The following is a 26,160-nucleotide window of genomic DNA, read 5'->3' as shown; positions in this document are numbered from 1 at the left end:
AGCGTCATCGGCCACAAGGGCTTGACCGGGTCCTGAGGTCCGTGCGTCTCCGTGCGAGTTGTCCCCACCAGGAGTCCCGGATGCGCCGTACCGCCTCACCATTGTCCCTGATCCTGCTCGGAGCAGGGGTTTTCCTGCTGGTCCTCGCGCCGCTGCTGACGAGCCACGTCCTGCCGGAGGCCAAGCGCACTCCGCTCGACGTCGACACGACGACCGTCTTCACGGGCACCGGCAGCTATTTCGACACCAAGCGGCTCAAGACCGTGCGCGAACAGCCCCTCACCGTCACGCGGCAGGTCCGCGGCGACGTCGCCGAGGGCGTGAAGAGCGGGAACGCCGTGTGGGACGTGTCCACGTCGGTGGACATCGACGCCACGCTGCCGGCCTCCGACACCCGGGACTCCCTCCAGTGGACCCTGGAGCGGTGGGTGACGGACCGGCGCACGAACGAGCCGGCGCACTGCTGCGGCGAGTCGCCCGTCTTCGACGGCGAGGCCTACCTGAAGTTCCCCTTCGACGTCGAGAAGCGCGACCACCGCTGGTGGGACGGCACGCTCGGCGCCGTCGTACCGCTCCGCTACGAGGGTCCCGGCACGGTGCAGGGGCACGAGGGGCTGCGCTTCACCGGCAGCGTCCCGCCCACCCGCACCGGGGTGCGCCAGGTGCCGGGCAAGCTGGTGGGCCTGCCGAACCGGCCGCAGGTCCTCGCCGAGGAGTGGTACGCCAACGGCGGGATCGAGCTGGTCGTGGACCGGCCCACCGGGCGGATCCTCTACGCGGCGATCGGGCCCCGGAAGACCCTGCGCGCGCCCGAGTCCGACAAGGACGCCGTCGTGCTGCTGGACAGCGGGAAGCTCGCCTTCACCGAGGCCACGCAGCGGCAGCAGGTACGGCTCGCGGCGGCGGACGGCGGCAAGCTGCGGCTGCTCGGCAGCACCCTTCCCGTGGGGGCGGGCGTGCTCGGAGCGGTGCTCACGCTGATCGGCGGGATTCTGGTGGCGCGGGGGCGAATTGCCCCAACCGCGCGCGGCTGACGCTCACTTGGCGACGCATCGCCCCGTCTGAGCGGCGGCCAAGTTGTCATACCGGTGAGTAGCCCTGCGTCGATCACCTGTCGAAGACTGACGTCCCCAACCAAGCACGACCTCATCCCGGTCACCCCTGCCCGCCCCCGTTCCCCTCCTTTCCCCTTCCTTCCCACCGCCGTCCCACCCCTGTCCCACACCCGTCCCGGCCTTGTCCCCACCCCGGCCTTTCCCCGGGCCCCGTCCCCACCCCCGTCACGCCTTCCGCCTTCCCGAACGAGTTGGAGCGCGCATGCCCCAGCACGTCCCTTCCCCACCGCTCGCGCCGGTCCCGCCGCCTCCCCACCAGCCCATGGTCGGGACCGTCCAGCCCCGCGCCCGCCGGAGCGAACCGCCCCGGCGCATCGCCTTCCTCGCCCACCGCGGCCTGGGCAACCCCGCCGCGGGCGGTTCGGAAGTCCTCATCGACCAGATCGCCTCCGGACTGACCGGGTTCGGTCACGACGTGACGCTGCTGTGCGGAGGCACCGCGGCGCGACGCCCCTACCGCGTGGTGTCCGCCGGGGGCCCGCTCGGGCACTTCGCCGGCGCCCGGTCCGCCTTCGCCCGGCACGTCGGGTCGTGCGACCTGCTCGTCGAGGTGTGCAACGGCATGCCCTACCTGTCGCCGCTGTGGCACGACGGCCCGACCGTGTGCCTGGTCAACCACGTGCACACCGACCTGTGGGGGATGCGTTTCCCCCGGCCCGTCGCCCGTACGGGACGGCTGCTCGAACACTGGGCGCTCGCCCGGGCCCACCGGGGCAACCTCCTGGTCGCCGTGTCCCCCTCCACCGAGGAGGCGCTCCGCGCGATCGGGGTGCCGCCGGAGCGGATCCGCGTCGTGCACAACGGCGTCCACGAACCCGCGCCGCGGACCTCCCGGTCGGCGACCCCGGTCTTCGTCGCGCTCGGCCGGCTCGTCGACTACAAGCGCATCGACCTCCTGCTGCGCCTGTGGGAACGGGTCCGGCCGGTGACCGGCGGCCGGCTCGTCGTCGTCGGCGACGGGCCGGAGCGCGAGCGGCTCGAACGACTGGCGGGCGCCGGCGTCGAGTTCACCGGTCAGGTGTCCGAGGAGGAGAAGCACCGGCTGCTGTGCGAGGCGTGGCTGCTGCTGCACCCCGCGGCCGTCGAGGGCTGGGGGCTCGTCGTGACCGAGGCGGGCGCGCGCGGCACGCCGACCGTCGGGTTCGACGTGCCGGGGCTGCGCGACTCCGTCCGGGACGGTGTCACCGGCGTCCTGGCGCGCGGCGAGTCGTCCTTCGCCGCCGCCTGGTGCACGCTCGCCCTCGACGCCCCGGGCCGGGAGGCCATGGGCGAGGCCGCGGCCCGGCACGCCGCCGCGTTCCGGTGGAGCGGCACGGTGCGCCGCTTCCGCGCCATCGCGACGGAAGCGGCGGAGCGCGCCCGGCCGCGCGGCCGGGGCGGGCCGGCGGAAGGCGCGCGCACGTGAGGGACCCGTCGTTCCGCCGTTCCCTGGCGCTCTTCCGGGCCTTCCTGCGCGAGCAGGACGACCCGCACACCGCGTACGAACTCCTGGCGAGGGACGCCGCCGACCAGATCGAGCGCCACGTCCGGCTGGACGGCAGGATCGTCCTGGACGTCGGCGGCGGGCGCGGCTACTTCGCGAGGGAGTTCCGGCGGCGGGGCGCCCACAGCTACCTGTTCGAACCCGACCTCGCCGAACTGGCGCCCGGTCAGAGGTCCGGGGCCGTCGTCGCGGACGGCTATCTGCTGCCGCTGGCCGACGGCACGGCCGACGTCTGCTTCTCGTCCAACGTCCTGGAGCACGTGCGCGATCCCGGCACGTTCCTCAGCGAGCTGGTGCGGGTCACCCGGCCCGGCGGCCTGATCTACGTCTCGTTCACCAACTGGCTCTCGCCGTGGGGCGGCCACGAGTGGGCGCCCTGGCACTACCTGGGCGCCGAGCGGGCGCGGGCCCGCTACGAGCGGCGCACCGGCCGGGCCGCCAAGCACCGGCTGGGCGAGAACCTGTTCGTGATCGGCGTCGGCCCGACCCTGCGCCGCGTCAGGGAACGGGACGACGTCGAGATCGTCTCCGCGCGCTCGCGCTACTGGCCCGTCCTCCCCGGGGCCGTCACCCGGGTGCCGGTGCTCCGCGAGTTCGCGACGTGGAACCTCCTCCTCCTACTCCGGCGGTGCCCATGACCACCACGCTCCACGCCCGTCCGCCGGCCCCGCCCGGCCCCGAGACCGGCACGGCGCCGGCTCCGCCGCCGAAGGCGTCCCGGCGCTGGCTGCTGGGCTTCTGGGCGGCGGTCCTCCTCGCCTTCCTGGCGGTCTCACCGGGCCGGATGACGTTCGACACCAAGCTGGGCGTCGTCACCGACCCGTGGAAGTTCCTGAACGACCTGGGCCAGTTGTGGCACGACCGGGCCGGTTTCGGCGGCATCGCCGACCAGTACGTCGGCTACGTGATCCCGATGCTGCCCTTCCACGCCGCCGCCGACCTGGTGCGGCTGCCGGTCTGGCTGGCCGAACGGCTCTGGCTCTCGATCGTGGTCACCACCGCGTTCTGGGGCGCCCTGCGCCTGGCCGAACGGCTCGGCGTCGGCGCGCACGGCCCGCGGCTCGTCGGCGCGGCCGCCTACGCGCTGTGGCCGACGTTCACGATCGTCGTCGGCTCCACGTCCGCCGCCGCCCTGCCCGGCGCGATGCTGCCGTGGGTCCTGCTGCCGCTCACCCGCCCGGACACGGGCCCGCGGCTGGCCGCGGCACGCTCCGCGCTGCTGATCCCGCTGATGGGCGGGGTGAACGCCGCGTCCACGCTGGCGTCGCTGCTGCCCGTCGGCCTGTACCTGCTGTCCCGGCCCCCGGGGCGCCGCAAGTGGGCCCTGATCGCGTGGTGGACGCCGTGCGTGGTCCTCGCGACGGCCTGGTGGATCGTCCCGCTGCTGCTCCTGGGGGCGTACGGGGAGAACTTCATGCCGTACGTGGAGACGTCCCGGACGACCACGGCGACGATGTCGGCGACCGAGGTGCTCCGCGGCGCGGGGAACTGGGTGGGCTACCTGAACTTCGGCGAGGCGTGGCTGCCCGCCGGCTGGACCGTCGCCGCGTCGGCGCTCGTGGTGGTCTGCTCGGCGCTCGCCGCGGCGCTCGGCCTGGCGGGCCTCGCCCGCCGGGACCTGCCGGAGCGGCGCTGGCTGGTGCTGACCGTCACCGTCACCGCCCTGATCACGCTCGCCGGGTACGGGGGCGCGTTCGGCGGCCCCTTCCACGCGACGGTGCGGGAGTGGCTGGACGGGCCGCTGGTGCCGTTCCGGAACGTCTACAAGTTCCAGACGGGCCTCGCCCTCGCGCTGGTCCTCGGCCTCGTGCACCTGACCGCCACGGGCCTGCCCCGCCCGCTGTCGGCCCGGGCCCGCCGCCTCGGACCCGTCGCGGTCGCCGCCCTCGTCCTGCCCGGCCTCGCCTGGCCGTACCTCAACGGGACGATCCTCCAGCCGGGGGCGTTCCGGAAGCTGCCCTCGCACTGGGAGGCCACCGCCGACTGGCTGGCCGAGCACGCGCCCGAGGACCGCGCCCTCGTCGTCCCGGCGACCGCGCACGGCATCCACACCTGGGGCTCGACGATCGACCAGCCCCTGGACGTCCTCGCCCGGTCCCCCTGGGCGCAGCGCGACTACGTGCCGTTCGGCACCCCCGGCAACCGGCGCGCCCTGGACGCCGTCGAGCAGGCCCTGGCGACCGGCGGCGAGGTCCCCGGCCTCGCCGCCTACCTGACCCGGGCGGGGCTGTACCACGTCGTCGTGCGCAACGACCTCGACCCCGACCAGCTCGGGCACGTGCCCACGGCGACGGTGAAACGGGCCCTGGAGGCCTCCGGGTACCGCCGGGTCACCGGCTTCGGCCCGCTCCTGACCGACGGCCGCATCCCCGACGACGCGCCGCTCCAGGTCGAGGGGCTCTATCCGCGCCAGCGCGCGGTCGAGATCTACGCGCCCCCGTCGGACACGCCGCGCCCCGGCCCCGCCCGGATGACGCCGGTGTCCGACCTGGCGGTGGTCAGCGGCGGGCCCGAGTCCCTGCTGCCCCTGTCGGCGTCGGGCGCCGTGACCGGCCGGCCGGCGGTCCTGGCCGGCGACGCCCACCCCGGCACGGACGCCCCGGCGCTCCACGCGGCCGGCGACGGGCTGCGCCGCGCCGACACCCGGTTCGGCCTGGTGAACTCCGGCACGTCCCACACGTACACCGCCGAGGAGCGCAACGCCGAACGGGCGGTCCAGGACCCGGGGGCGGAGCCGCGCCAGATCCTGCCCGTCTCCGGCGTGCGCCACCAGACCACCGCCGTCCTGCGGGGCGCGGAGTCGGTGACGGCCTCGTCGGTGGGCAACTGGCTGTTCCACCTCCCCCAGTACGACCCCGTCAACGCCTTCGACGGCAACCCGGACACCGCCTGGGCCGAGGGCTCCCCCGGTTCGCCCCGGGGCGAGTGGCTGCGGATCGCCTTCACCGGACCGACCCCGGTCCCCGGGAGCCTGGACCTCACCCCGCTGCCCGGCGGCGCGCTGCGCGCCGCGCCCACGTCGGTGCGGATCGAGACCGACCGCGGCAGCCGGGTCAGCCCGCTCCGCCCCGACGGCAGCACCCAGCGGGTCGCCGCGCCGGAGGGCGAGGCCACCTGGCTGAAGGTGACGGTCCTCGCGTCCCAGCAGGGCCGCCCGGGCCTGACCGGCGCCGGCTTCTCCGAGATCGCCGTCCCCGGCGTGCGGGTCACCCGGATGCTGCGGCTGCCGGACGACGCGCCGAGCGGGGTCACCGGCGCGGTGGCGTACTCGCTCAACCGCGGCAGCGACCCCGGCGGACTGTCCGTGGCGCCCGCCGAGGTGGGGCTGCACCGGGAGTTCACGGCGACCAGGCCGGGCGAGCACACCGTCAGGGCCTCCGCCCTGCCCGTACCGGGCAAGGAGCTCGACGACCTGCTGTTCGAACTCACCGGCAAGCGGGACAAGCTCGTGGTGGGCGCGGACTCGACCGCGCGGCTCGGCACGAACCTGAGCCCGCGCAACCTGACGGACGGCGACCTGACCACGGCGTGGGTCTCCGGCGACCGGCCCGTGCTCCGGCTGTCCTGGCCGGAGAAGACCTCCGTCGGCGAGATCGTCCTCGTCGCGTCCGGCGGTCTGGCGAGCCGGCCGGAGCAGATCCGGATCGGCTCTCCCGACGGGGCCGCGACCGCCTCGGTCGACGAGAACGGGGTCGCGCGGTTCTCCCCCGTCAAAACCGACCGGATGGACGTCACGATCTCCCGCGTCGCGCCGCTGACCCTGCACAACCCGGTGGCGGACGCGCAGTTGCAGCTTCCGGTGGGCCTGAGCGAGCTGCACGTCCCGGCGCTGGAGAAGTACCGCGCGCCGCAGCCCGACCCGGCGAAGCGGTTCGCGCTGCCGTGCGGGAAGGGCCCGGTCCTCTCGGTCGACGGCCGGTTCCTGGAGACCCGGGCCGAGGGCCGGGTGCGGGACCTGACGGAACGCCGTCCGATCGCCGTGTCCCTGTGCGCCGACGGCGGGCGGGTCTCCCTGGACCGCGGCACCCGCACCGTCGAGGCCGGGGACACCGGCCCCCTCGCGATCACCCGCGTCGACCTGACGGCAGGTGAGCCGCCGGCCGCCTCCGTCGCCGCCCCGAGGACCGTGGAGGCCGTGTCGGGCGACGGCGACCGGCACGTCCTGCGGGTGGGCGCCGGCGAGGCCTCGTACCTCCAGCTCCACGAGAACCACAACGCGGGCTGGAGGGCCGAGTTCGACGGGCGGGAACTGCGGCCGCTGCGCCTCGACGGCTGGCAGCAGGCCTGGCTCGTCCCCGCCGGAGAGGGCGGCTCGGTGACGCTGGTGTACGAACCCTCCCGCCTGTACGACACGGGGCTGGCCGTCGCCGGAGTGCTGCTCGTGGTGCTCGCCGGGCTCGCGCTCATCGGCCGGCGGCGGCGCTCCGCACCGGCGGAGGACGAGGCGGAGACGGAGCCGCCCGGCCCCGGCCTGCTGCTCGGCACGGTCGTGCTGACCCTGGTGGGCGTGGTGGTCGCGGGACCGCTCGCGGTGGTCGTGCCCGTCCTCGCCGTGGTCGCCCGGCTGCGTCCGGCCCTGCTCGGCCCCCTCGCCCTCGCGGCGATGACCGGGGCCGGGATCGTCGCCCTGACGGGCAGTGGCGAACCGACCGCCCTGGGCCGGGGGGCGTACGGATCCGCCGCCCAGGTCCTCGCCCTGGTCGCCCTGTTCGCGGCGCTCGTCACCGTACGCGGCGAACACTCGCCCCGGACCGGCGTCCACCGCGTCGGGACGACGCCCCGGCCGCCGTCCGGCGAGCGGGAGACGTCCGGACCGGCGGGCCGGGACGCCGGCGGGCCGTGGCCGCCCGACCGGCCGGGACGTCCCCGGGAAGGGGGACGCTGATGGCCGCCGGACAGCGGGCGGAGGTCTTCGGACCGGCCCAGGACCGCGAGCCGCCGCGCGTACCGTTCCCGGTCGCGGACGAGATCGCCCGGCACTGCGCCGACGCGCGCGAGCCGAACACCGTGCACATCGAGATCCACCTGCCGGGCCGGATCCGGCCGGACCGCCTGCGCGAGGCGTTCGGCCGGGCCCTGTTCCGGCACCCCCGGGCGCTGATGCGGGAGCGGCGGCGCGGACCGCTCGCACGTCACTACGAGTGGGAGCTGACCGACCGTCCCCACGGCGACGTGGTGCTCTTCCCGCCGTGCGCGCCCGGGGCCCTCGCCCGGGCCCGGGAGCGGGCCCTCGCCGTGGCCCCGTCGCTGCTCGCCGCGCCGCCGCTGCGCCTCGAAGTGGTCGAGGAGCCGGGGACCGACGGCTGCGTCCTGGTCCTCGCCGTGCACCACACGGCGCTCGACGGGCCGGCCTGTCTGCGGATCGTCGCGACCGCCGCGGAGATCTACGGCGGTCGCGCCGCCCCGCCGGTCGCCGCGCCGGCCCGCCCGCGGGCCGGGGGCCCCGCCCCGCGGCCGGCGGGTTCGCGGGCGGCGGTGGCGCGGGTCGCGCCGGGAAGCCCCGGGGACACGCCGGGGAACGCGATGCTGGTCACCGAACTGCCGGTGCCCCGGCGCGCCCCGGGCGCCCCGCACACCGTCAACGACCAGCTCATGGCCGCCACGGCGCTGACGGTCGCCGACTGGAACCGCCGGCGGGGAGCGCCCGAGCGGCCGCTGCGCATCACCATGCCCGTCGACGACCGGACCCGGGGGCCGGCGATGCCGATCGGCAACGGCACCCGGCTGGTGGAGGTCGGCTTCGCGCCCTCCGAGCTGGAGCCCGGAGCGGACGTCGGCGCCCTGCTGCGGATCACGGCCGGACGCACCCGCGCCCTCAAGGCGCTCGCCCGGCCGCCACTGGGGCGCGGGGCCGCGCTGCTCACCTCGCCGGTCCTCCCGGTCGCCGCCCGGGCGGCCCTGACGCGGGGCGTGCGGCGGCTCGCGGCCCCGTGGATCTCGACGACGCTGCTCAGCAACCTCGGCCGGATCCCCTACCCGCTCGACTTCGGCGACGCGGGCCGGGCCGGGGCGGTCTGGGTGTCGGCCCCGGCCGCGATGCCGCGCGGCCTGACGTTCACCACGGCGTCGACGGGCGGCCGGCTCCACCTGGTGCTGCGCTGGTCCCGGACGCTCCTGGGCGACGAGGACGGCCGCCTGCTGGGCCGGATGTTCGCCGACCGGCTCGCGACGACCGATGCGGAGGCCCTGTGAGCGGCCCGAACGAGGTGACGTCCGGCGGGAGGGCACGCGCAGGCGGGACGGACGGCGAAAAACCGCCCGGCGGTGGGGCGTTCGACGGAGCGGCGGCGCGGGCCGGCGGGCCGGCGGGGCTGCGGGACTTCTACGAGGACCCCGCCGTCCCCGTGGCCTCCGGCGACGCCCGGAGCCGGCAGCAGGCCCGTCTGCTGGCCGCCGCGCTCGACCGGCCCGGCGCGCTCGTCCTCGACGTCGGCTGCGGCGACGGCACCGCGGCGGCCGTCGCGGGGCCGATCCTCGCCGGGCACCGGATCGTGGGAGTCGACTGGTCCCACGACGCGCTGCGCCGCGCCGGACCGCGGATGTCCCACGTCGTGCGCGGCGAAGTGGACGGCGGCGGGCTGCCGTTCGCCGACGGGTGCGCGGACGCCGTGCTGTTCAGCGAGGTCGTCGAGCACCTCGTCGACCCCGACCGGGCCATGGACGAGCTGCGGCGCGTCCTGCGCCCGGGCGGCCATCTGATGCTCTCCACCCCCAACCTCGCGGCCTGGTACAACCGCGCGCTGCTGCTGGCCGGCCGGCAGCCGGTGTTCTCGGAGGTGAGCCTCCGGGGCATCCACGGACGGCCCGGCACGGAAGTGGTGGGCCATCTGCGCCTGTTCACGGCACGGGCGCTCCGCTCGTTCCTGCGGTCGTCCGGCTTCGAGGACGTGCGCGTCTCCGCCGCGCCGTTCCACGGCGTGCCGCGCGGACTGCGGCTGATCGACCGCGCCGCGTGCGCGGTGCCCTCGGCGGCGTCCATCCTCCTCGCGCACGCCCGGCGCAGGTAGCGCCCGTGTGGTGGGGTGTGGGCGCGGCGCTGGTCGCCAACGTCCTCTACAGCGTCGGCTTCGTCCTGGAGAAGCGGGCGCTGGGCGCGCTGCCCGCGCTCTCCGCCGGGCGGCCGGTGCGGGTGGTCGTCACGCTGGCGACCAGCCCGTTGTGGCTGGCCGGTTCACTGGCCCTCGCCGCCGGCTTCGCCGCCCAGCTGGTCGTCTACCGGACGCTGCCGATCGCCGCGGCGCAGGGCATCTTCGTGTCCGGCCTCGTCCTGCTCCTGCTCCTGTCGTCCGCCGTCCTCGGCGAGCGGCCCACGGGCCGGGAGCGCCACGCGCTCGGCGCGGTGCTCGTGGCGCTCCTCATGGTCGTGGCGTCGGTGCGCGAGGAGGGCGAGGTCGTGGGCGCGGAGGCGCCGTGGGGCCTGGTCCTCCTGGTGTCCGTGCCGACGCTCGTCACGGGAGTGGCGCTCTACGCGCAGGTCGAGCGGCGGGCGCGGCGGCGCCACCGGGTGCCGACCACCGGCATCGGGTACGGCGTGGCCGTGGGGCTGCTGTACGGCGTCAGCTCGCTCGCCGTCAAAGGGGCGGCGGGCCGGCTCACGGGCGACGGGGCGGGCGGGGTGGCGCGCGCCCTGCTCGGCTCGCCCTACCCGTATCTGCTGCTGTTCACCGCCGGTGCCGGGCTCGTCATGTCGCAGACCGCGCTCCAGCGGTGCCGCGCGTCCCTGATCGTGCCCGTCTGCACGACGGTGACGGCCCTGTTCACGGCGGTGGTGGGGACGCCGGTCTTCGGGGAGCGCCTCCCGGACGACCCGCTGCCGCTGTTCCTCCGCGTGGCGGGAACGGCGCTGGCCCTGTCGGTGCTGCTCGCCATGCCCCGCCACGACCCCCCGCCCCCGGCCGGCGACACGGCCGTACCACCGCGTGCGGCGGACCGCCGGACCCGGTCCTTCATCCCGGCGAACGACGAGGATTCCCATGGACACCGACGAGACCCTGCTGCGCATCCTGGCCTGCCCCCTCGACAAGGGCCCGCTCACCCTGCCCGCCGGCCGGGACGCGCTCTATAACCCCCGGCTGCGCCTGCGCTACCCGATCGTGGACGGCATTCCGCAGCTCCTCCCGTCCTCCGGCCTCCGCGTCTCCGCCGAGGAGCACGAGCGGTACGCGGGTCCGGCGGAGGCCTGAACGACGCCGGGAGGGCACGGTGGTCCACCGTGCCCTCCCGGTCCACGAGGCCCTCCCCCCGGCTCAGCCGCGCGGTTCGTCCGGAGCGTCGGCGGTGTCTCCGGCGGCGGGGACGGGCGGAGCCGTCGGCCGGAGCTTCAGCCAGACGAGGAAGAAGAGCCCGAGGGCGAGCATGCCCAGGCCCGTCCAGAGGTTGATGTTGACGCCGACGGCCTTCTTCAGGTCGGCGTCGTCGGCGGTGACGCCCGCGAGGGTCACGATCACGCCGTAGAGGGTGAACAGGCCGCCGATGATGCGCCGGATGTCGAAGAGCCGGGCGGCCGTGGCGGACTTCCGCTCCAGCTCGGAGACTTCGTGGTGCAGTTCGGACATGGTGGGTGCCTCCGGGCGTTCAGAAGGAGTACGGCAGGTAGCAGAGGGCGGCCAGGACGACGGCCCCCCAGCCGAGGAGGGCGGGGCGCCGGTACCAGGCGTCGTCGCCGTCGGAGGGCGCCTCGTCCATGCCGGGCGACCTCGTCCCGTACACGAGCCCGGCCAGTTCGGCCTCCGGCTTGGGGGCGGTGAAGAGCGTGACGACGACCATCACCACCGCGCCGGCGACGAAGCCGACGATGGCCGAGACGAAGTTGGCGCCCTGGTCGGTGGGGATGCCGATGACGCCCTGCTTGTAGATGACGAAGTAGTTGACCATCGCGGCCGCCGTGCCCGCGATCAGGCCCCAGAAGCCGGACTTGACCGAGGCGCGCTTCCAGAACATGCCGATGATGAAGACGACGAACATCGGCACGTTGAAGAAGGAGAACAGGGTCTGGAGGTACCCCATGATGTTGGAGAAGCTGGCGGCGAGGAACGCGGTGCCGATGGAGGCGAGGACGCCGAGGGCGGTGACCAGGCGTCCGAAGCGCAGGTAGTAGCCGTCCTCGCGGTCCTTCACCACGTACTTGGCCCAGATGTCGGCGGTGAAGACGGTGTTGAACGACGACACGTTCGCGGCCATGCCGGCCATGAAGGCGGCGAGCAGGCCGGTGACGGCGATGCCGAGCACGCCGTTGGGCAGCAGCTCCTGCATGAGCAGCGGGATGGCGTCGTTGTAGGTGAGGCCGGAGCCGTGCGTGCCGATCTTCGGCACCAGGACGGCGGCGACCAGGCCGGGGATCATCACCACGAAGACGATGAAGATCTTGGGGAACGCGGCGATGAGCGGGGTGCGCCTGGCCGCCGACAGGTTCTTGGCGGACAGGGCGCGCTGGACCTCGGCGAAGTTGGTGGTCCAGTAGCCGAAGGAGAGGACGAAGCCGAGGCCGAGGACGATGGTCAGCCAGTTGGCGCCGAGCGGGTTGGCGTCGCCGATGCCGGTGCCGCCCCAGGCGGACAGGAAGTCGGCGCCGTGCTCCTTCTCCAGGGAGGAGGTCAGGCCGTCCCAGCCGCCGACCCGCTTGAGGCCGAGGATCGTGAGCGGTATGAGCGCGGCGAGGATCACGAAGAACTGCAGGACCTCGTTGTAGATCGCCGAGGAGAGGCCGCCGACGGTGATGTACGCCAGGACGAAGAACCCGGCGACGACGATGGAGACCCACTGCGGCCAGCCGAGGAGCGCCTCCACGACGATCGACAGGGCGTAGAGGTTGACGCCCGCGATGAGGATGGCGGCGAAGGCGAAGAGGACCGAGCTCAGCAGGTGCGCGGGCCGGTCGAAGCGCTGGAGCAGGAACTCGGGGACCGAGCGGACCTTGGAGCCGTAGTAGAAGGGCATCATCACCAGGCCGAGGAAGACCATGGCGGGGATGGCGCCGATCCAGTACCAGTGGACGACGGCCACGCCGTACTGGGCTCCGGTCGCCGCCATGCCGAGGATCTCGGTGGCTCCCAGGTTGGCGGCGACGAACGCGAGCCCGGTGACCCAGGCCGGGAGCGACCGGCCCGAGAGGAAGAAGTCGAGGCTGGTTCTCACACTCGCCCGGGCGGCGAAGCCGATGCCCAGGACCACGACGAAGTAGATCGCCAGGATCGAGTAGTCGAGCCAGTTGGTGGGGAGCCGCAGCTCCGCGGCCAGGTGCATGGGGTACTCACTTCGTCGCCCGAAAGGAACAGGCGCGAACCTACGCACGAAACGACAAGAAGTGAACAGTGCCTTTGATTATTTTTGATTGATCGTGATCGAACGTGGTGGAAATTTCCGACAAAAGGTTAGGCAGGGGACGGCTGAGCCGAGGGCGGGCACGGCCGCGGCGCGCAGGGCGCCGCGGCCGCCGTGGAGCGTCCCTGCTGGACCGTCGTGGAGGCGTACTGGTCGCAGAGGACGGGGGCCGCGGCGGCGGGCGGCGCGGCCGTCACGAGCGAGCCGAGGAGCGTCGCGAGGAGCGCGAACACGGCTGCCCACAGGGGTGTGCGGCGGCCGGTGCGGGACGGTGCCTGGGGTGGCATGCGGGTCACCTTTCGAAGGAGGTTCGGAGGGGTTTCGGGGGTCAGAGGCGCTGGAGGACCCAGAGCTGGGGCTGGAGGCCGTTGCAGGTCCACTGCCGGACGTCCGCGCCGGGCAGTCGCGAACCCCGGGCCACGTCGAGGCACTGGCCGCTCGCCCGGGAGACGAGGCGGTAGGCTCCGCGCCCGGCGTTGACCAGGCGCCAGTCCTGGGCGGACTGGGCGTTGCAGTACCACTGGCGGACGTTCGCGCCGGGGACGGTGGAGCCGTTCTCCAGGTCGAGGCAGTGGCCGCTGTTGCGGCCGGTGAGCGTGGAGTGGCCGCCGCCCCGGGCGCGCAGCGTCCAGGCCTGCGGGCCGAGGCCGTTGCAGGTCCGCTGCCGGACGTCGGCGCCCGCCTCGCGGCCGTCCGCGGCCACGTCGAGGCAGTGGCCGCTGTTGGCGTTGACCAGGCGGTACGCGGCGCCGTCGGCCACCCCGGCCGCGTCGCCGGTCCCGACGGCGGAGCCGGTGGCGGCGTACGGCCGGCAGTCCGGGCCCGACCAGTCGGTCGCGATCTCCAGGAACCGGCTGCCGTCGGCCGACGGGACGAGGGGCGAGCTGTAGTTCCGGCAGTGGTCGACCCCGGGGGCGTCGACCCGGACCGGCGCCTCGATCTCGTACCAGGGACCGGTGCCGTTCTCGGTGTTGGCGAGGACGGTGCGGCCGCTGTCGGCGGCGGGGCCGCCGTCGCGGTTCAGCAGGCGCTGGGCGACGAGGAGGAAGCGTCCGTGGGGGGCACCGTCGGGCGAGGGGGCCCAGGCGAGGGTGGGCGCGGCGCGGAGGTAGCGGCCGTCCACCGTCTCGGGGCGGCCGCCGAGGGCGCGCGGGTCGCCCCAGTTCCAGCCGTCGGCCGAGGAGCGCAGGTACACCGCGCACTGATACGGGCCGCCGGGGCCGCAGATCTCGTACGACATGAGGAAGGAGCCGCCCGGCAGCCGGCACACCACGGGCATGCCGGGACGGTCCTCGAACCGGACGGAGGCGATGGTGGAGCGGTGGTCGCGCCAGGTCACGCCGTCGTAGCTGCGGGCGGCGGCGAGCTTCTGGCTGTGCGCGGGGTCGGTCTCGTCGGCGTAGTGGCAGACGAGGGCGCCGTCGGCGGCGACCGAGAACTCCGGCTCCCACAGGCCGCCGGTGGTGCCGGCGACCGCGCAGGAGGAGAGGTACGACCAGCTGCGGCCGGTGTCGTTGCTGCGCCAGATCCGCAGCGCCATGCGGCGGTCGGCCTCGCCCTGTCCGGCGGAGGAGGCCCAGAGCAGCGCGCCCGGCGGCAACGCGACCACCTGCCGCGGGAGTTCGAAGAGGGTGGCGCAGCACAGGCCCTGCCCGCCGGTGGACTCGGGGTCGGCGATCCGGCCGACCTGGCGGAAACTCGCGCCGTTGTCGGTGCTCTCGTGGACGAGGCCGACGCCGTTGCCGCCTTCGAAGGAGACGACGCTCGCGAGGATCCGCCCGTTGGCGGAGCCGGAGGCGGCGAGGCGGACGGCCCGGGGGTAGAGCCCGGTGCCGGAGCCGAGCGGGGTGCCGGTCGCGGCGGCGGCGAGGGGGTGCGCGGCGGGTGCGGGTCCTTCGGCCGGGCTCACGCTTCCGGCCCGGGCGGGGCCGCCGGTGAGCAGTGCGAGCGCGAGGACGAGCGCGAGGGCGAGGGGGGCGGGTATGTGGGGCGGCCGGGACAAGAGGTCTTCCTTTCCGGGCGTCCGGAAACGGGGTGGCGGGGGCGGGGCGGCGGGGACGGGGAAGGGACCCGGGCGGGGCCGCCGGTGTGGGGGGCGCGGCCCCGGCCCGGGCGGGGGTGGTGCGGTCAGCCGCCATAGACGCGGAACTCGTACAGCGAGATGCCGTACGGGGTGGCGCGGCTCTGGCCCAGGACGCGGACGTAGCGACCGGTGCCGTTCACGGTGAGGGTGTCGGTGCCCCCGTCACCGGTCGTGGTGGCGTACAGGTCGGTCCAGGTGGAGAAGTCGGGGCTGTTCGACACCTGGACGCGGTAGCCCTTGGCGTACGCCGCCTCCCAGTCGAGGACGACGCGGCTGACGGTGCGGCTCGCGCCGAGGTCGACGTTGATCCACTGGTTGTCCTGGAAGGCGCTTCCCCAGCGGGTGGTGGCGTTGCCGTCGACCGCCCGGTCGGGGTTGTTGCCCGCCTCGGTGGAGGACGCCCAGGCGTTCTTCCCCTGGGACAGCAGGGTGCCGCCGCTGGTGTCGTCCGCCGTGGAGAGCTGGAGCGGGGCGGAGGCGGCGGAGGTGTTGCCCGCCGCGTCGCGCGCCCGGACGGTGTAGGTGTGGGCGGTGGACGGGGTCAGGCCGGTGTCGGTGTACCCGGTGCCGGTGACGGAGGCGACCTGGGTGCCGTCGCGGAACACCAGGTAGGCGCTGACGCCGGTGTTGTCGGTGGAGGCGTCCCAGGCGAGGGTGACGCTCGTGGTGGTCCGTCCGGTGCCGCGCGGGTTGCCCGGCACGGACGGCGGGGTGGTGTCGGCGCCGCCGCCCGCCTGGGTGGTGACGGACAGGGCGGTGGAGGCGGCAGAGACGTTGCCGGCCGCGTCGCGGGCGCGCACGGTGTAGGCGTAGGCGGTGTTCGCCGTCAGGCCCGTGTCCGTGTACGAGGTCGTGGCCGAGGTCCCGACCCTGGTGGTGCCCCGGTAGACGTCGTACCCGGTCACGCCCACGTTGTCGGTCGAGGGCGTCCAGGACAGGCTCACGCTCGTGGACGTCTTCGCCGGTGCGGTGAGGGTGGCGGGGGCGGTCGGGGCCTGGGTGTCGCCGCCCGGGTCGCCGCCGCCGTACAGGTCGGCGAGGCTGATGCCGGTGGTACTGCCGGCGCCGCCGAGCCTCACCTGGTGGTCGAGGCCGACGAACTTGCCGCCGCTCTGCCACAGCGCGGGCTTGAGCAGGGCGTACTTGGCCTCGTCCCAGGTGGCCCAGTCGTTGAGCAGCAGACCGCCGGTGTCACCGGAGTTGGGGTTGAGGCACCAGAACGTCTGGTGGATCCGGTTCTCCGCGATGAGGTCGCGCAGGGCGGTCATCCACTTCTGGTTGGGGCCGTTGTCGAGGAAGCCGCCCCACTCGCCGATGAGCAGCGGAGCGGTGTTCTCCTTGTGCAGGTAGAGCCAGTTGGGGTCCCAGACGTCGCGCTCCAGGGTGGTGCGGTTCCAGTCGCCCTGGAACCAGGGCTGCTGGAAGACGAGCGGCCCGTAGTCGTGCGGGGAGTAGACGAGCTGGGAGTTGCCCGCGCCGAGGTTCACCGGGTGGTCGCGGACGCCGCGCAGGTTTCCGCCCCACCAGTTGAAGTGGTAGTCGGCCTCGGCCTGGGAGGACCAGGACTTGCCCGCCCGGGGATAGATCTCGATGCCCTCGCACAGCACCAGGACCTTGGGGTTGACGGCCAGGATGCGCTTGCCGGCCGTCTCGCAGGCGTACTTGAAGTTGTCCTGGTCGGTGGAGCCGTCCCACTTGGCGCGCGGGCTCTCGTTCTGCTTGCCGTGCGGTTCGTTCTTGACGTCCATCGCGACGATGGTGTCGTTGTCCTTGTAGCGGGCCGTCACCCACTCCCAGGCGGAGTAGAACTGCTCGCTCGTGATCGTGCCCTTCCACCACACCGGGTGGATGTGGCCGGAGTTGTCGGCCTCGGCGCTGTGCACGTCGAGCAGGACCTTGATGCCGTACCGCTCGCACAGGGCGAGCCAGTGGTCGAAGACCTGGAGGGTGGTGAGGTCCTTCAGCTCCGGGTTGGCGTAGGTGTTGACGCCGCTGGGGACGGCGGCCCGGCCGTTCTTCCACTCCAGGAGGAGCTGGGTGGAGACGGGCACGCGGACGATGTTGATGCCGCGGTCGGCCATGGACTTGGTGAGGGTGGTGATGTTCCCGGACCACAGGCCGTGGAAGACCCGCTCGGTGGCGTTGAAGCCGAACCAGTTGGTGCCGGTCAGCCAGACCTTGTCGCCGTTCTCGTCGACGATCTGGTTGCCCCGGGTGTGCAGCCAGTCCTTGGCGGGGACGGCCGCGGGTGCCGCGGCGGCGGTGGGGGGAGGTACGGGGGACGGCGGTCCGGCGGCGTGGGCCGCGAGCCCGCCGGAGGCGACGGCCGCGGCCATCACGCTCGCCACGGCCACGGCGCGGATCGCGGCGCCGCGGCGTCTGCTGAACAGGTTCACGCGTGTTCCCTTTCGTACGGCGGTCGGCGGGTGCGGGAGCGGATTCGTTCGGAAGTGGGGGGAGATGGGAGCGCTCCCATACCGTGACGGTTACATGCCAACGAGGGGTGTGGGAAGCGGCGTGCACGGATGCGCGGCTTTTCGACGTTCCTACCGGCAGGAAACGGGGGCGATTTCGCGCCACACCGGAGTGCGCGCCGAGGACGTACGGTCCGGGAGCCCGTCACCGCATCCACGGACCGGTCCGGGGGCGAAGTGAGGGGCGGACGGACGAGCACGGAGAAGGTGGGCCCATGAACGACGTACCGGCCGGTCCGAAGGAGTCCGTGTGGGACTACCCGCGGCCCCCGGCCCTGGTGGACGACGGCCGCCGGGTGACGGTCACGGTGGGTTCCGAGGTGGTGGCGGACACCCGCGCGGGCCTGAGGGTCCTGGAGACGAGCCACCCCCCGGTCTTCTACCTGCCCCGGGAGGACGTGCGCACGGAGTTCCTCCGGCCGGGGGCGGGCCGGAGCCACTGCGAGTGGAAGGGCGCGGCGTCGTACTGGGACGTCATCGTCGGGGAGGACGTGGTCCCCCGGGCCGCCTGGAGCTACGAGCGGCCCCTCGATCCGTACGAGGCCCTGCGCGGACACCTGGCCTTCTACCCGTCCCTGGTCCGCTGCGCGGTCGACGGCGAGGTGGTGACTGCCCAGGAGGGCGACTTCTACGGCGGCTGGATCACGCACGAGATCGAGGGGCCCTTCAAGGGCGGGCCGGGCACCTGGGGCTGGTGAGGGGCGCGGGGGCCGGGCGGGAAGCGGCCGGGCGCGACCGCCACGACACGGCCCCGCCGCGGCGGAGGTCCGGCGGCGACGCCCCCTTCCGACCGCCCGCCGCCCCGTACCGTACGGGCCCGCTCAGGCGGGCGGCGCGGTGCTGCCCCTGACCACGAGCCGGGTCGCGAGTTCCAGGCGGAGGTTCTCGACGTGTTCGCCGTCGATGATCCGGAGCAGGGTGTTCGCCGCCATCGCCGCCATGTCGAACAGCGGCTGGCGCACGGTGGTGAGCGCCGGGTGCGTCCAGCGGGCGACGGGCAGGTCGTCGAAGCCGACGACGCTCACGCCCTCGGGGATCCGGCGCCCCCGGGACCGCAGTTCCTCGAAGGCGCCGAGCGCCTGGAGGTCGCTGGCGGCGAAGATCGCCGTGGGCGGCTCCTCCCCCGCCGCCGCCAGGGCGTCGAGCAGCCGGGCCGTCTCGCGCCGTCCCGAGGCGTCGTTGAAGTCTCCGTGCGGGACGAAGCCCGCCGGTACGGGGAGTTCGGCCCGTTCCATGGTGGCCCGGTAGCCGTCGGCGCGGGCCCGGATGCACAACAGCTGCCGGGGCCCGGCCGGATGGGCGATGCGGGTGTGGCCGAGTTCGATGAGGTGCTCGGTGGCGCCGACGGTGGGGACGAGGGCGTCGTCCCAGGTGAGGTGGAGGTAGTGCCGGAGCGTGGTGTTGTAGTAGTGCAGCAGGCCCGCCGTCCTGAGCGGCGAGTCGGGGCGGGCGTCGAGGCGGGCGGAGAAGTCGAAGCCGGTGGCCTGTCGACGGCGGGCCAGGAGGCTCTGCCCGTGGGTGGAGCCGGGGGACTGGCCCCCGTACAGGCGCAGTCCGCCGTGGACGGGCTCGATCCACTCGGGGTCGGGGTGGCGGCGGAGGGTGGACCACGGGGGCACCGGGCGGACCTCGGCGCCGGGGCCGACGGTCGACAGCGGCAGCGGGGCGGGGGCGGGCCCGGACACGGGGGCGGGTACGACGGTGCGGGGCAGCGCGTCGCCGCCCGGCAGCGGAGGCTCGCCCGCGAGGCGCAGCCAGCCGTCGGCGGTCCGCTCGACGCGCTGGAGGGCGGTCTCGCGGCCGAGGACGCACGCGCCGCGCGGGGTGAGGGGGCGGGCGGTCAGATGGGCGAGGTACCAGTAGCCGCCGGGCGTCTTGACGAGGCTGCCGTGGCCCGCCTTCTGCAGCGGTGCATCGGGGTGGTGCCGGGAGGTGAGGAGGGGGCCGGCGGGATCGGCCTCGCACGGTCCGGTGAGTGCGCGGGCGCGGGCGACGGTGACGGCGTGGTTCCAGGAGGTGCCGCCCTCGGCGGTGAGCAGGTAGTACCAGCCGTCGCGGCGGTAGAGGTGCGGGCCCTGGGTGTGGGTGAGTTCGGTGCCGGTGAAGACGCGGTGGACGGGGCCGGTGGCGGCGCCCCGCGCGCGGTCCCACTCCTGGAGCAGGATGCCGGCGAAGGGGTGCCGGCCGGGCCGGTGATCCCACTCCATCCACAGGGCCCAGCTCCGGCCGTCGCCGTCGGGTCCGTCGTCGTGGAAGAGGGAGGGGTCGAAGCCGTGCGACGGGAAGGGGACCGGGGCGGGCCAGGGCCCGGCGAGGTCGGGGGCCGTGGTCACCCGGTTGCGGACGTCCTTGAAGGCGCCGGCGAGGCCGGTGACGTCGCTGTAGACGAGGTGGAAGGGGACGTCGGCGTACGAGAGGCAGGGCGACCACACGCCGCCGGAGTCCGGCCGGCCCGCCAGGTCGAGCAGGCGCGGCTCCTGGAGCAGGCCGCCGAGGGCCACCAGTGCACGAGGTCGCGGGAGTGGTGCACGGCGACGCCGGGGAGCCACTCGAAGGTGGAGGTGGCGATGTAGTAGTCGTCGCCGATGCGCAGGATCGACGGGTCGGGGTGGAAGCCGGGCAGGACGGGGTTGACGAGGGCGGGCCCGGGAGGGGCCCCGTCCCGCCCGCCGGAGGACGGCTGCGGCGCGGGGTCCGTGCGGTCCCGGCCGGGTGGTGCGGTGGGCGCGACGGTCACGGTTCTCCTGCTTTCGGGGAGTCGGAAGCGGTCGGCCTCGGGCCTTCGGGGTGCCGGAGCCGGCTGGCCCCCGGGCATTCGAAGTGCCGGGGCCGGTCAGCCCTTGACGGCGCCGGCCATCACGCCGGAGGCGATCCGGCGGGCGAGGACGGTGAAGGCGACCAGGACGGGGAGGGCCGAGACGACGACGGCGAGCATCAGGGTGTAGTCCGTGTAGTAGCCGGCGGCGATCTGGACGGTGCCGTTCTCCGGGGGAGCGCGATCAGCGGCCAGAAGCAGTCGTTCCAGGCGAACATGAAGGTGAACATGCCGAGCACGGTGGCCGTGGTGCGGAGGCCGGGGACGACGACGTGCCAGTAGGTGCGCGGGAGGCCCGCACCGTCCACCCGGGCCGCTTCAGCGAGTTCGTCGGGGACGTTCTCCTCGACGGCCTGGCGCATCCAGAAGACGTCGACGGCCGAGACCAGGGCGGGCACGATGAGCGCGGAGAGCTTCCCGTACATGCCGATGCCGGTGACCGGGATGTAGAGCGGGCAGACGAGCAAGGCGTCGCGGCCCCGGAAGCGGAGTTCGGCGAAGGCGAAGCCGGCGAGCGAGGACAGCAGGACGTTGGAGACGGCGGACGCGTGGCCGGCGTCGTTGTTGATGAAGCCGCACTCGTAGAGCATCAGGGTCGGCGTCTGGAACTGGTGCTCGGCGCCGCCCTCGGCGTTGCCCTGCTGGTCGAAGAGGAACGGCTCGGCGAAGAGCTGGAGTCCGCCGATGGTCGAGATGACGACGTGAAGCGGCTCTTCTCCCTCATGAACTACCAGGGCCCGATCCCCGACCTGCCCGGCCGGCACGACCTGCGGGGAGTGATCCGCTCGGTCGTCCGCGTCAACCTCGACTTCCGCTACGGCTGGGACGGGATCGACGACGGCGGCTTCGACTTCCCGCCGGACACCACGTGGTTCGTCGACGGCCGGCTCTCCCGGTACGGGGTGGCGAAGGCGTCCTTCTGCCAGGGCCTCACCGCGAACGGCTTCACCGCGCGCTGCCGCTGAGGGCCTGGAAGGGTGGCCGGCCGGAGCCGGCGGGCGGCCCGGGACCGATCCGCTTCCCGCCCCGCATCTCATGTCCGCACACGTGACAGGTCACGGCGGGATCCTCGCACGCACCGCAGGGGACCGTGGCACCGTACGACGCCACGGTCCCCTGCGGTGCGTACCGACCGGCCCCGGGGCCGTGGCCGACCCGGCGCCGCGACGGACAGGCCCTAGACCGCGTACGAGCGCACGAGACGGGCGAGTTGCCGGCCTGTCGCCCTCAAGGGTTCCTCGCTGCGGTCGACCTGGGCCGTGACCTCGGCGCCCTCCAGGGCGCAGACGACGGTGACCGCCAGCTCCCGGGCGTCCTGGGCGGGAAATCCGCAGCGCAGCAGCTTGTCGTGGACCAGCTGCTCCCAGCTCCGCAGCGCGTCGGCGCACGCCCGCTGGATCTCCGAGCCGGTCCCGAGCGTCTCCAGGGCCGCCGCCGTGACCGGGCAGCCCTCGATCCAGTCCGACTCGCTCAGCTCGTGGGCGAGTTGCCGGGCGCAGGCCTCCACCGCCTCCGCCGGGTCCTCCTCGCCGTCCAGCGCCTCCCGCAGGAGCGTCCCGAACTCCTCGGCGCCGTGCTCGATCGCGGCCACCCCGACGGCCTCCTTGCCGCCCGGGAAGAAGTGGTAGACGGAGCCGAGGGTGGCCTGCGCCTCCTGGGCGATCTGCTTGATTCCCGTACCGACGTAGCCCTGCCGCTGCAGGAGGCGTGCTGCTGCGACGACGATCCGGTCCCGCGTGTTGGTCTGCATGCGGGCAGCGTACCGGCCCACTGGATAGATCGTTCGTTCTAGTGCTGTGGTACGTTCTCGCCACGCTCTGGATAGAGCGATCGTTCTAGCGAAGGATGGAGATCTACCATGAGCGACACCAAGCAGTCGGTGACCGTCATCGGCCTCGGCCCCATGGGGCGGGCCATGGCCGGCGCCTTCCTCGACCACGGATACGAGGTCACCGTCTGGAACCGCACCGTGTCGCGCGCGGACGCCCTGGTCGCACGGGGGGCGGTGCTCGCGCCGACCGTGGAGGAGGCCCTCGCCTCCCACGAGTTGGTGGTCCTCAGCCTCACGGACCACGACGCCGTGTACGCCGTGCTCGGACCCGCCGAGGCCGCGCTGACCGGCCGGAGCCTGGTGAACCTCGGTTCGGACACACCGGAGAAGGCCCGGGCCATGGCCCGCTGGGCGGCCGAGCGGGGTGCCGTCCAGCTGACCGGCGGCGTCACCGTGCCGCCCTCCGGGATCGGCCGGGCCGAATCGTCGGTCTTCTACAGCGGCCCTCGTCAGGTCTTCGACCGGCACCGGCCCGCCCTCGAAGTCATCACCGGGCGGACCGACCACCTGGGAGAGGACCCGGGGCTCGCCGCGCTCATGTACCAGATCGGCATGGTCATGTTCTGGCCCGCCATGCTGGGCTACTGGCAGGCCGTGGCCCTCGCCGGGGCCAACGGCCTGAAGGCGGCGGACATCCTGCCGCACGCCGTGGAGACCGCCAACTCGCTGCCCGACTTCTTCTCCTTCTACGCCGAGCGCATCGACGCCGGCCGGCACACCGGCGACGTGGACCGCCTGGCCATGGGGATGGCCAGCGCCGAGCACGTCCTGCACACCAGCGCGGACGCGGAGGTCAGCACCACGCTCCCGGCCGCGGTCGTCGAACTCTTCCGACGCGGCATGGACACCGGCCGTGCCGCGGACAGCTTCTCCGCCCTGGTGGAGCTGATGGCGAAACCGTAGGGGCCGCGGCCTCCCGGACGGCCACGTCGGTACGATCGACCCGCCTCGCGACCGCGAGGACCGCCACGCCCGAGGAGAGACCACGGCTGTGGGACCTCGTCGTGGCGGCCGTGCCGTCGTACCGGGCCTATCAGGAGGCGACCGGCCGCGAGATCCCGGTGGTGGTCGTCGACCGCACGCACTGACCCTCCGCGGCGGCCTCCGGCCGGGCCGAACGGCCCGGGGCGCGCCGCCGCTCCCGCGAAACCCGGTGGCCGCCGGGCCGGAGCGCCTGTCAGGCTCCGACCCGTGGAGATACTCGACGTACTGACCGGCATGGCGAGGACGGGCCGGCTGGGCCCGGTGTCCGGCGGAGCCGCCTGGAGCGACGTGACCGCGGCACTCGGCGAGCCCAGGGACATGGGAACGACGGGCGCGGACGGCGAGCGGCCCGTGGGGCTCAGGCCGTCTGCGGTCCCATCAGCCGGACGAGGAGGTCGTCGAGGCTGACCAGTCCGGTGAGGGTCCCCTCGTCGTCGCGCACGACGGCGAGGGAGGAGCGGCGGCGGCGCAGTTGTTCGACTGCCTCGGAGACCGTGGTGCCGGTGGTCAGTTCGGGTACGGGGCGGGCGAGGTCGCGGGCGGTGAGGGCCCGGCCGCGGGTGCGGGCGACCAGGGCGTCGCGGGCGTGGACCGAGCCGAGGAACCGGTCGCCGTCGCGGACCAGGAGGCGCGAGCGGCCCGCCTCGGAGGCCCGGGCCAGGAGGGCGTCCAGGTCGGCGCCGGCCGGGACCGTGACGATGTCGGCGGTCGGGGTCTGCAGGCGCGCCACCGGTGTCTGGGGCTCGACGAGGGAGCGGGTGATGAGCTGGGAGTCGGTCTTGTTGATCAGTCCCAGCCGCTCGGACTCCACGACGAGGTGGGTGAGCTGTTCGCGGTTGTGGACGGCGGTCAGCTCGTCGCGGGGCTGGACGCGGCACAGGCGCACGAGCGCGTTGCTGACCTTGTTGAGGAGCCAGATCAGCGGGCGCACGGTCTTGACCAGGGCCCTGAAGGGCGGGGTGAGGAGTATGGCCGAGCGCTCGGGGTGGGCGATGGCCCAGGACTTGGGGGCCATCTCCCCGACGACCATGTGGAGGAAGACCACGACGATCATGGCGACGGCGAAGGAGATCCCGTAGCTGAGGGTCGCGGGCAGGCCCAGCCCGACCAGCAGCGGGTCGAGTTCGTGGGAGACGGCCGGCTTGGAGATCGCGCCGAGGCCGAGGGTGCACAGGGTGATGCCGAGCTGGGCGCCGGCGAGCATCAGGGACAGTTCGCGCATGCCGGCGAGCGCCGCCCCGGCCCCGCGCTGCCCCTCGGCGACGGCCTTCTCGATGCGGTGGCGCTTGGCCGCGACGAGGGCGAACTCGGCGGCGACGAAGAATCCGCTGCCGATCAGCAGCAGGACGGTGACGAGAAGTGCCATGGGGAAGCTCATGCCCGGGCCTCCTCGGCCTGCTCGGTGCGGACCCTCTCGATGCGGACGTGCTCGGGGACGTGGCGGTCGAGGCTGAGGACCTCGATCCGCACGTCGTCCACGGTGAGCCGGTCCCCGATGGTCGGGAAGCGGCCGAGGCGGTCGATGATCAGGCCGGCCACGGTGTCGTAGTCGTCCTCCTCGGGCAGGGCGATGCCGGTGGCCTGCTCGATCTCGTCGAGGCGCCGGCCCGCGTCCACCCGCCAGCCCTCGCCGTCCGGAGCGGCCACGGCGACGATCCTGTCGTTCTCGTCGGCGATGTCGCCGATGAGTTCCTCGGCGATGTCCTCGTAGGTGACGACGCCGGCGACGCCGCCGTGCTCGTCGAGGACGACGGCGAACTCGTCGTCGCGCTCGCGCATCTGCGCCACCGCCCTCGGCAGCGGCAGCGTGTCGGGCAGCAGGAGCGGGCGGCGGGCGGCCTCGCCCGCGGTGGTGGTGCCGAAGGTGGTGCTGGGCAGGCGCATCAGCTCGTTCACGCCCAGGACGCCGGTGATGTCGTCGGGGTGGTCGCCGAGGACCGGGTAGTTGGAGTGGCCGTGCCGGGCGATCAGCTCCACGGCTTCGTCGAGGGTGGCGTCCTTGCGTACGAAGACGGCGTCGGCGCGCGGCACCATGACCTCGGCCATGGTGCGCTCGGAGAACTCCAGGGCGTGGTCGAGCAGCTCGGCGGTGGCGGGCGGCAGCTCGCCCTGTTCGTGGGACTCGCCGATCAGATGGCTCAGCTCCTCCAGTGTCGCGCCGTGGTGCAGCTCCTCGACCGGCTCGATGCCGACCTTGCGCAGCAGCTTGTTGGCGGCGCCGTCGAAGACGTGGACGACCGGGCCCACGATCCTCAGGTAGAGGAGGGTGGAGGGAGCCAGCGACTTGGCCAGCCGCTCGGGCACCGCCAGCGCCAGGTTCTTCGGCGCGAGTTCGCCCAGGACCATCTGCAGGACGGTGGCCAGGACGAAGGCGAGGACGACGGAGATCGCGGAGACCGCGCCACCGGACAGGCCCGTGCCCTCCAGGAGGGGCCTGAGGAGCGCGGAGACGGACGGTTCGGCGAGGAAGCCGACGACCAGGCCGGTGACGGTGATGCCGAGCTGCGCGCCGGAGAGCATGAACGAGAGGCGTTCGAGGACCTTCAGCGCGCGGGCCGCCCGCTTGTCCCCGGCTTCGGCCTCCCGGGCGAGCGCGAGGCGGTCGGCGGCGACGTAGGCGAACTCCTGGGCGACGAAGTAGCCGGTGCCGACGGTCAGCACGAGGACGGCCGACAGGCCGAGAGCGGCGTTCATCGGCCACCGCCCCCGGGCGCGTGGGGGCGGGTCGTTCTGGCGGACAAGGAGGTGCTCCTTCTGGGGAGGGTGGTCGGAACCCGAGTATCCGCGGGTACGTGAGGAGGGCGCGGGATCACACGGCGACGGGACGGCGGGTACCGGGAGGCTCACCCATCGCGGGTCGCTCACTCCTTCTCGTTCCGGAGGGGAAATGATCGCGGAAGCACGCGGATCTTCTACATCACTGTAAAGGAAAGGCAAACGGCCATCGAGGACCAGGGGCGGGTCACCCGGTCGGGCAACCGGCGTGTCGGGAACGCCGGGCCGGATTCCTGACGCAGGGAAGGAGAGCGCCTCCGGCGAGGCGCCCCTCCCTGTT

General features: G+C 73.9%; 21 protein-coding genes and 2 pseudogenes. 12 read left to right on the top strand and 11 right to left on the bottom strand.

Annotated elements, in window-relative coordinates:
• The first annotated feature begins 80 nt into the window (after nucleotides 1–80).
• The 8 genes from AB0398_RS07660 to AB0398_RS07625 all read left to right on the top strand — a co-directional run bounded on the left by AB0398_RS07660 (nucleotide 81) and on the right by AB0398_RS07625 (nucleotide 10,781).
• Entirely contained in the window at nucleotides 81–1,034 is a 954-nt protein-coding gene (locus AB0398_RS07660; RefSeq protein WP_366372928.1) for a DUF3068 domain-containing protein, read from the top strand.
• A 343-nt stretch (nucleotides 1,035–1,377) separates the two neighbouring features.
• Entirely contained in the window at nucleotides 1,378–2,520 is a 1,143-nt protein-coding gene (locus AB0398_RS07655) for a glycosyltransferase family 4 protein (RefSeq protein WP_366373032.1), read from the top strand.
• Entirely contained in the window at nucleotides 2,517–3,236 is a 720-nt protein-coding gene (locus AB0398_RS07650) for a class I SAM-dependent methyltransferase (protein ID WP_366372927.1), read from the top strand. Before AB0398_RS07655 ends, AB0398_RS07650 begins: the two co-directional genes overlap by 4 nt.
• Nucleotides 3,233–7,483, top strand: a complete 4,251-nt coding sequence (locus tag AB0398_RS07645) for an alpha-(1->3)-arabinofuranosyltransferase (protein ID WP_366372926.1) — start codon at nucleotides 3,233–3,235, stop codon at nucleotides 7,481–7,483. The genes AB0398_RS07650 and AB0398_RS07645 overlap by 4 nt, the downstream gene beginning before the upstream one ends.
• The gene (locus AB0398_RS07640; protein ID WP_366372925.1) at nucleotides 7,483–8,790 is read left to right on the top strand and encodes a condensation protein; all 1,308 of its coding nucleotides are present in this window, start codon (nucleotides 7,483–7,485) and stop codon (nucleotides 8,788–8,790) included. The genes AB0398_RS07645 and AB0398_RS07640 overlap by 1 nt, the downstream gene beginning before the upstream one ends.
• 119 nt (nucleotides 8,791–8,909) lie before the next feature.
• Nucleotides 8,910–9,605, top strand: coding sequence for a class I SAM-dependent methyltransferase (locus tag AB0398_RS07635; protein WP_366373031.1), 696 nt, complete (start codon nucleotides 8,910–8,912; stop codon nucleotides 9,603–9,605).
• A gap of 5 nt (nucleotides 9,606–9,610) precedes the next feature.
• Complete coding sequence (locus tag AB0398_RS07630; RefSeq protein ID WP_366372924.1) at nucleotides 9,611–10,663, top strand: hypothetical protein; 1,053 nt, start codon at nucleotides 9,611–9,613, stop codon at nucleotides 10,661–10,663.
• Nucleotides 10,572–10,781 carry a Trm112 family protein gene (locus tag AB0398_RS07625; RefSeq protein WP_366372923.1) on the top strand — a complete coding sequence of 70 codons (210 nt, stop codon included), beginning with the start codon at nucleotides 10,572–10,574 and terminating at the stop codon, nucleotides 10,779–10,781. Before AB0398_RS07630 ends, AB0398_RS07625 begins: the two co-directional genes overlap by 92 nt.
• A 63-nt stretch (nucleotides 10,782–10,844) precedes the next feature.
• Here the strand turns inward: AB0398_RS07625 and AB0398_RS07620 are convergent, their stop codons facing one another.
• The 5 genes from AB0398_RS07620 to AB0398_RS07600 all read right to left on the bottom strand — a co-directional run bounded on the left by AB0398_RS07620 (nucleotide 10,845) and on the right by AB0398_RS07600 (nucleotide 17,397).
• Nucleotides 10,845–11,153, bottom strand: coding sequence for a hypothetical protein (locus tag AB0398_RS07620; protein WP_366372922.1), 309 nt, complete (start codon nucleotides 11,151–11,153; stop codon nucleotides 10,845–10,847).
• A 19-nt stretch (nucleotides 11,154–11,172) separates the two neighbouring features.
• Nucleotides 11,173–12,840 carry a sodium:solute symporter family protein gene (locus AB0398_RS07615; RefSeq protein ID WP_366372921.1) on the bottom strand — a complete coding sequence of 556 codons (1,668 nt, stop codon included), beginning with the start codon at nucleotides 12,838–12,840 and terminating at the stop codon, nucleotides 11,173–11,175.
• A 128-nt stretch (nucleotides 12,841–12,968) separates the two neighbouring features.
• A complete protein-coding gene (locus AB0398_RS07610) occupies nucleotides 12,969–13,205 on the bottom strand; it encodes a hypothetical protein (protein WP_366372920.1) in 237 nt (78 codons plus the stop codon).
• 41 nt (nucleotides 13,206–13,246) lie between these two features.
• Complete coding sequence (locus AB0398_RS07605) at nucleotides 13,247–14,920, bottom strand: RICIN domain-containing protein (RefSeq protein ID WP_366372919.1); 1,674 nt, start codon at nucleotides 14,918–14,920, stop codon at nucleotides 13,247–13,249.
• 125 nt (nucleotides 14,921–15,045) lie between these two features.
• Nucleotides 15,046–17,397 (bottom strand): cellulase family glycosylhydrolase, encoded by a 2,352-nt coding sequence (locus tag AB0398_RS07600; protein ID WP_366372918.1) that lies wholly within the window; start codon nucleotides 17,395–17,397, stop codon nucleotides 15,046–15,048.
• A 293-nt stretch (nucleotides 17,398–17,690) separates the two neighbouring features.
• Between AB0398_RS07600 and AB0398_RS07595 the strand changes: the two genes are divergently transcribed.
• Entirely contained in the window at nucleotides 17,691–18,173 is a 483-nt protein-coding gene (locus tag AB0398_RS07595; protein ID WP_366372917.1) for a DUF427 domain-containing protein, read from the top strand.
• A gap of 123 nt (nucleotides 18,174–18,296) precedes the next feature.
• Here AB0398_RS07595 and AB0398_RS07590 read toward each other — a convergent pair whose 3' ends face one another.
• From AB0398_RS07590 to AB0398_RS07580, 3 genes and pseudogenes are all read right to left on the bottom strand, one after another.
• A complete protein-coding gene (locus AB0398_RS07590) occupies nucleotides 18,297–19,094 on the bottom strand; it encodes a substrate-binding domain-containing protein (protein WP_366373030.1) in 798 nt (265 codons plus the stop codon).
• A gap of 192 nt (nucleotides 19,095–19,286) precedes the next feature.
• Nucleotides 19,287–20,290, bottom strand: a pseudogene (locus tag AB0398_RS07585) (family 43 glycosylhydrolase); the annotation flags it as partial.
• 119 nt (nucleotides 20,291–20,409) lie between these two features.
• Nucleotides 20,410–21,054, bottom strand: a complete 645-nt coding sequence (locus tag AB0398_RS07580) for an ABC transporter permease subunit (protein WP_366372916.1) — start codon at nucleotides 21,052–21,054, stop codon at nucleotides 20,410–20,412.
• On the opposite strand from AB0398_RS07580, the gene AB0398_RS07575 reads away from it, so the two are divergent.
• Nucleotides 21,013–21,255: a hypothetical protein gene (locus tag AB0398_RS07575; protein WP_366372915.1), complete on the top strand. Its 243-nt coding sequence runs from the start codon at nucleotides 21,013–21,015 to the stop codon at nucleotides 21,253–21,255. The genes AB0398_RS07580 and AB0398_RS07575 overlap by 42 nt on opposite strands.
• A 212-nt stretch (nucleotides 21,256–21,467) precedes the next feature.
• Here AB0398_RS07575 and AB0398_RS07570 read toward each other — a convergent pair whose 3' ends face one another.
• Nucleotides 21,468–22,040, bottom strand: coding sequence for a TetR/AcrR family transcriptional regulator (locus AB0398_RS07570; protein ID WP_366372914.1), 573 nt, complete (start codon nucleotides 22,038–22,040; stop codon nucleotides 21,468–21,470).
• 108 nt (nucleotides 22,041–22,148) lie between these two features.
• On the opposite strand from AB0398_RS07570, the gene AB0398_RS07565 reads away from it, so the two are divergent.
• Both AB0398_RS07565 and AB0398_RS07560 read left to right on the top strand, forming a co-directional pair.
• A complete protein-coding gene (locus AB0398_RS07565; RefSeq protein WP_366372913.1) occupies nucleotides 22,149–23,024 on the top strand; it encodes an NAD(P)-binding domain-containing protein in 876 nt (291 codons plus the stop codon).
• 53 nt (nucleotides 23,025–23,077) lie between these two features.
• Nucleotides 23,078–23,209 (top strand): annotated as a pseudogene (locus AB0398_RS07560) (nitroreductase/quinone reductase family protein); the annotation flags it as partial.
• Nucleotides 23,210–23,463: 254 nt separating this feature from the next.
• Here the strand turns inward: AB0398_RS07560 and AB0398_RS07555 are convergent.
• Both AB0398_RS07555 and AB0398_RS07550 read right to left on the bottom strand, forming a co-directional pair.
• A complete protein-coding gene (locus tag AB0398_RS07555; protein WP_366372912.1) occupies nucleotides 23,464–24,483 on the bottom strand; it encodes a hemolysin family protein in 1,020 nt (339 codons plus the stop codon).
• Nucleotides 24,480–25,799, bottom strand: coding sequence for a hemolysin family protein (locus tag AB0398_RS07550; RefSeq protein ID WP_366372911.1), 1,320 nt, complete (start codon nucleotides 25,797–25,799; stop codon nucleotides 24,480–24,482). Before AB0398_RS07550 ends, AB0398_RS07555 begins: the two co-directional genes overlap by 4 nt.
• Between the last annotated feature and the right edge of the window lie 361 nt (nucleotides 25,800–26,160).

It is taken from the genome of Streptomyces sp. NPDC086147 (assembly GCF_040702165.1).
In the GTDB taxonomy this organism is placed as follows: domain Bacteria; phylum Actinomycetota; class Actinomycetes; order Streptomycetales; family Streptomycetaceae; genus Streptomyces.
This window is presented reverse-complemented; position numbering and strand designations above follow the sequence as displayed.

Coding starts and splice junctions, on each gene's coding strand:
- AB0398_RS07660 (WP_366372928.1), top strand. CDS start 81: ATGCGCCGTACCGCCTCACCATTGTCCCTGATCCTGCTCGGAGCAGGG.
- AB0398_RS07655 (WP_366373032.1), top strand. CDS start 1,378: ATGGTCGGGACCGTCCAGCCCCGCGCCCGCCGGAGCGAACCGCCCCGG.
- AB0398_RS07645 (WP_366372926.1), top strand. CDS start 3,233: ATGACCACCACGCTCCACGCCCGTCCGCCGGCCCCGCCCGGCCCCGAG.
- AB0398_RS07640 (WP_366372925.1), top strand. CDS start 7,483: ATGGCCGCCGGACAGCGGGCGGAGGTCTTCGGACCGGCCCAGGACCGC.
- AB0398_RS07625 (WP_366372923.1), top strand. CDS start 10,572: ATGGACACCGACGAGACCCTGCTGCGCATCCTGGCCTGCCCCCTCGAC.
- AB0398_RS07620 (WP_366372922.1), bottom strand. CDS start 11,153: ATGTCCGAACTGCACCACGAAGTCTCCGAGCTGGAGCGGAAGTCCGCC.
- AB0398_RS07615 (WP_366372921.1), bottom strand. CDS start 12,840: ATGCACCTGGCCGCGGAGCTGCGGCTCCCCACCAACTGGCTCGACTAC.
- AB0398_RS07610 (WP_366372920.1), bottom strand. CDS start 13,205: ATGCCACCCCAGGCACCGTCCCGCACCGGCCGCCGCACACCCCTGTGG.
- AB0398_RS07595 (WP_366372917.1), top strand. CDS start 17,691: ATGAACGACGTACCGGCCGGTCCGAAGGAGTCCGTGTGGGACTACCCG.
- AB0398_RS07575 (WP_366372915.1), top strand. CDS start 21,013: ATGAACTACCAGGGCCCGATCCCCGACCTGCCCGGCCGGCACGACCTG.
- AB0398_RS07570 (WP_366372914.1), bottom strand. CDS start 22,040: ATGCAGACCAACACGCGGGACCGGATCGTCGTCGCAGCAGCACGCCTC.
- AB0398_RS07565 (WP_366372913.1), top strand. CDS start 22,149: ATGAGCGACACCAAGCAGTCGGTGACCGTCATCGGCCTCGGCCCCATG.
- AB0398_RS07555 (WP_366372912.1), bottom strand. CDS start 24,483: ATGAGCTTCCCCATGGCACTTCTCGTCACCGTCCTGCTGCTGATCGGC.
- AB0398_RS07550 (WP_366372911.1), bottom strand. CDS start 25,799: ATGAACGCCGCTCTCGGCCTGTCGGCCGTCCTCGTGCTGACCGTCGGC.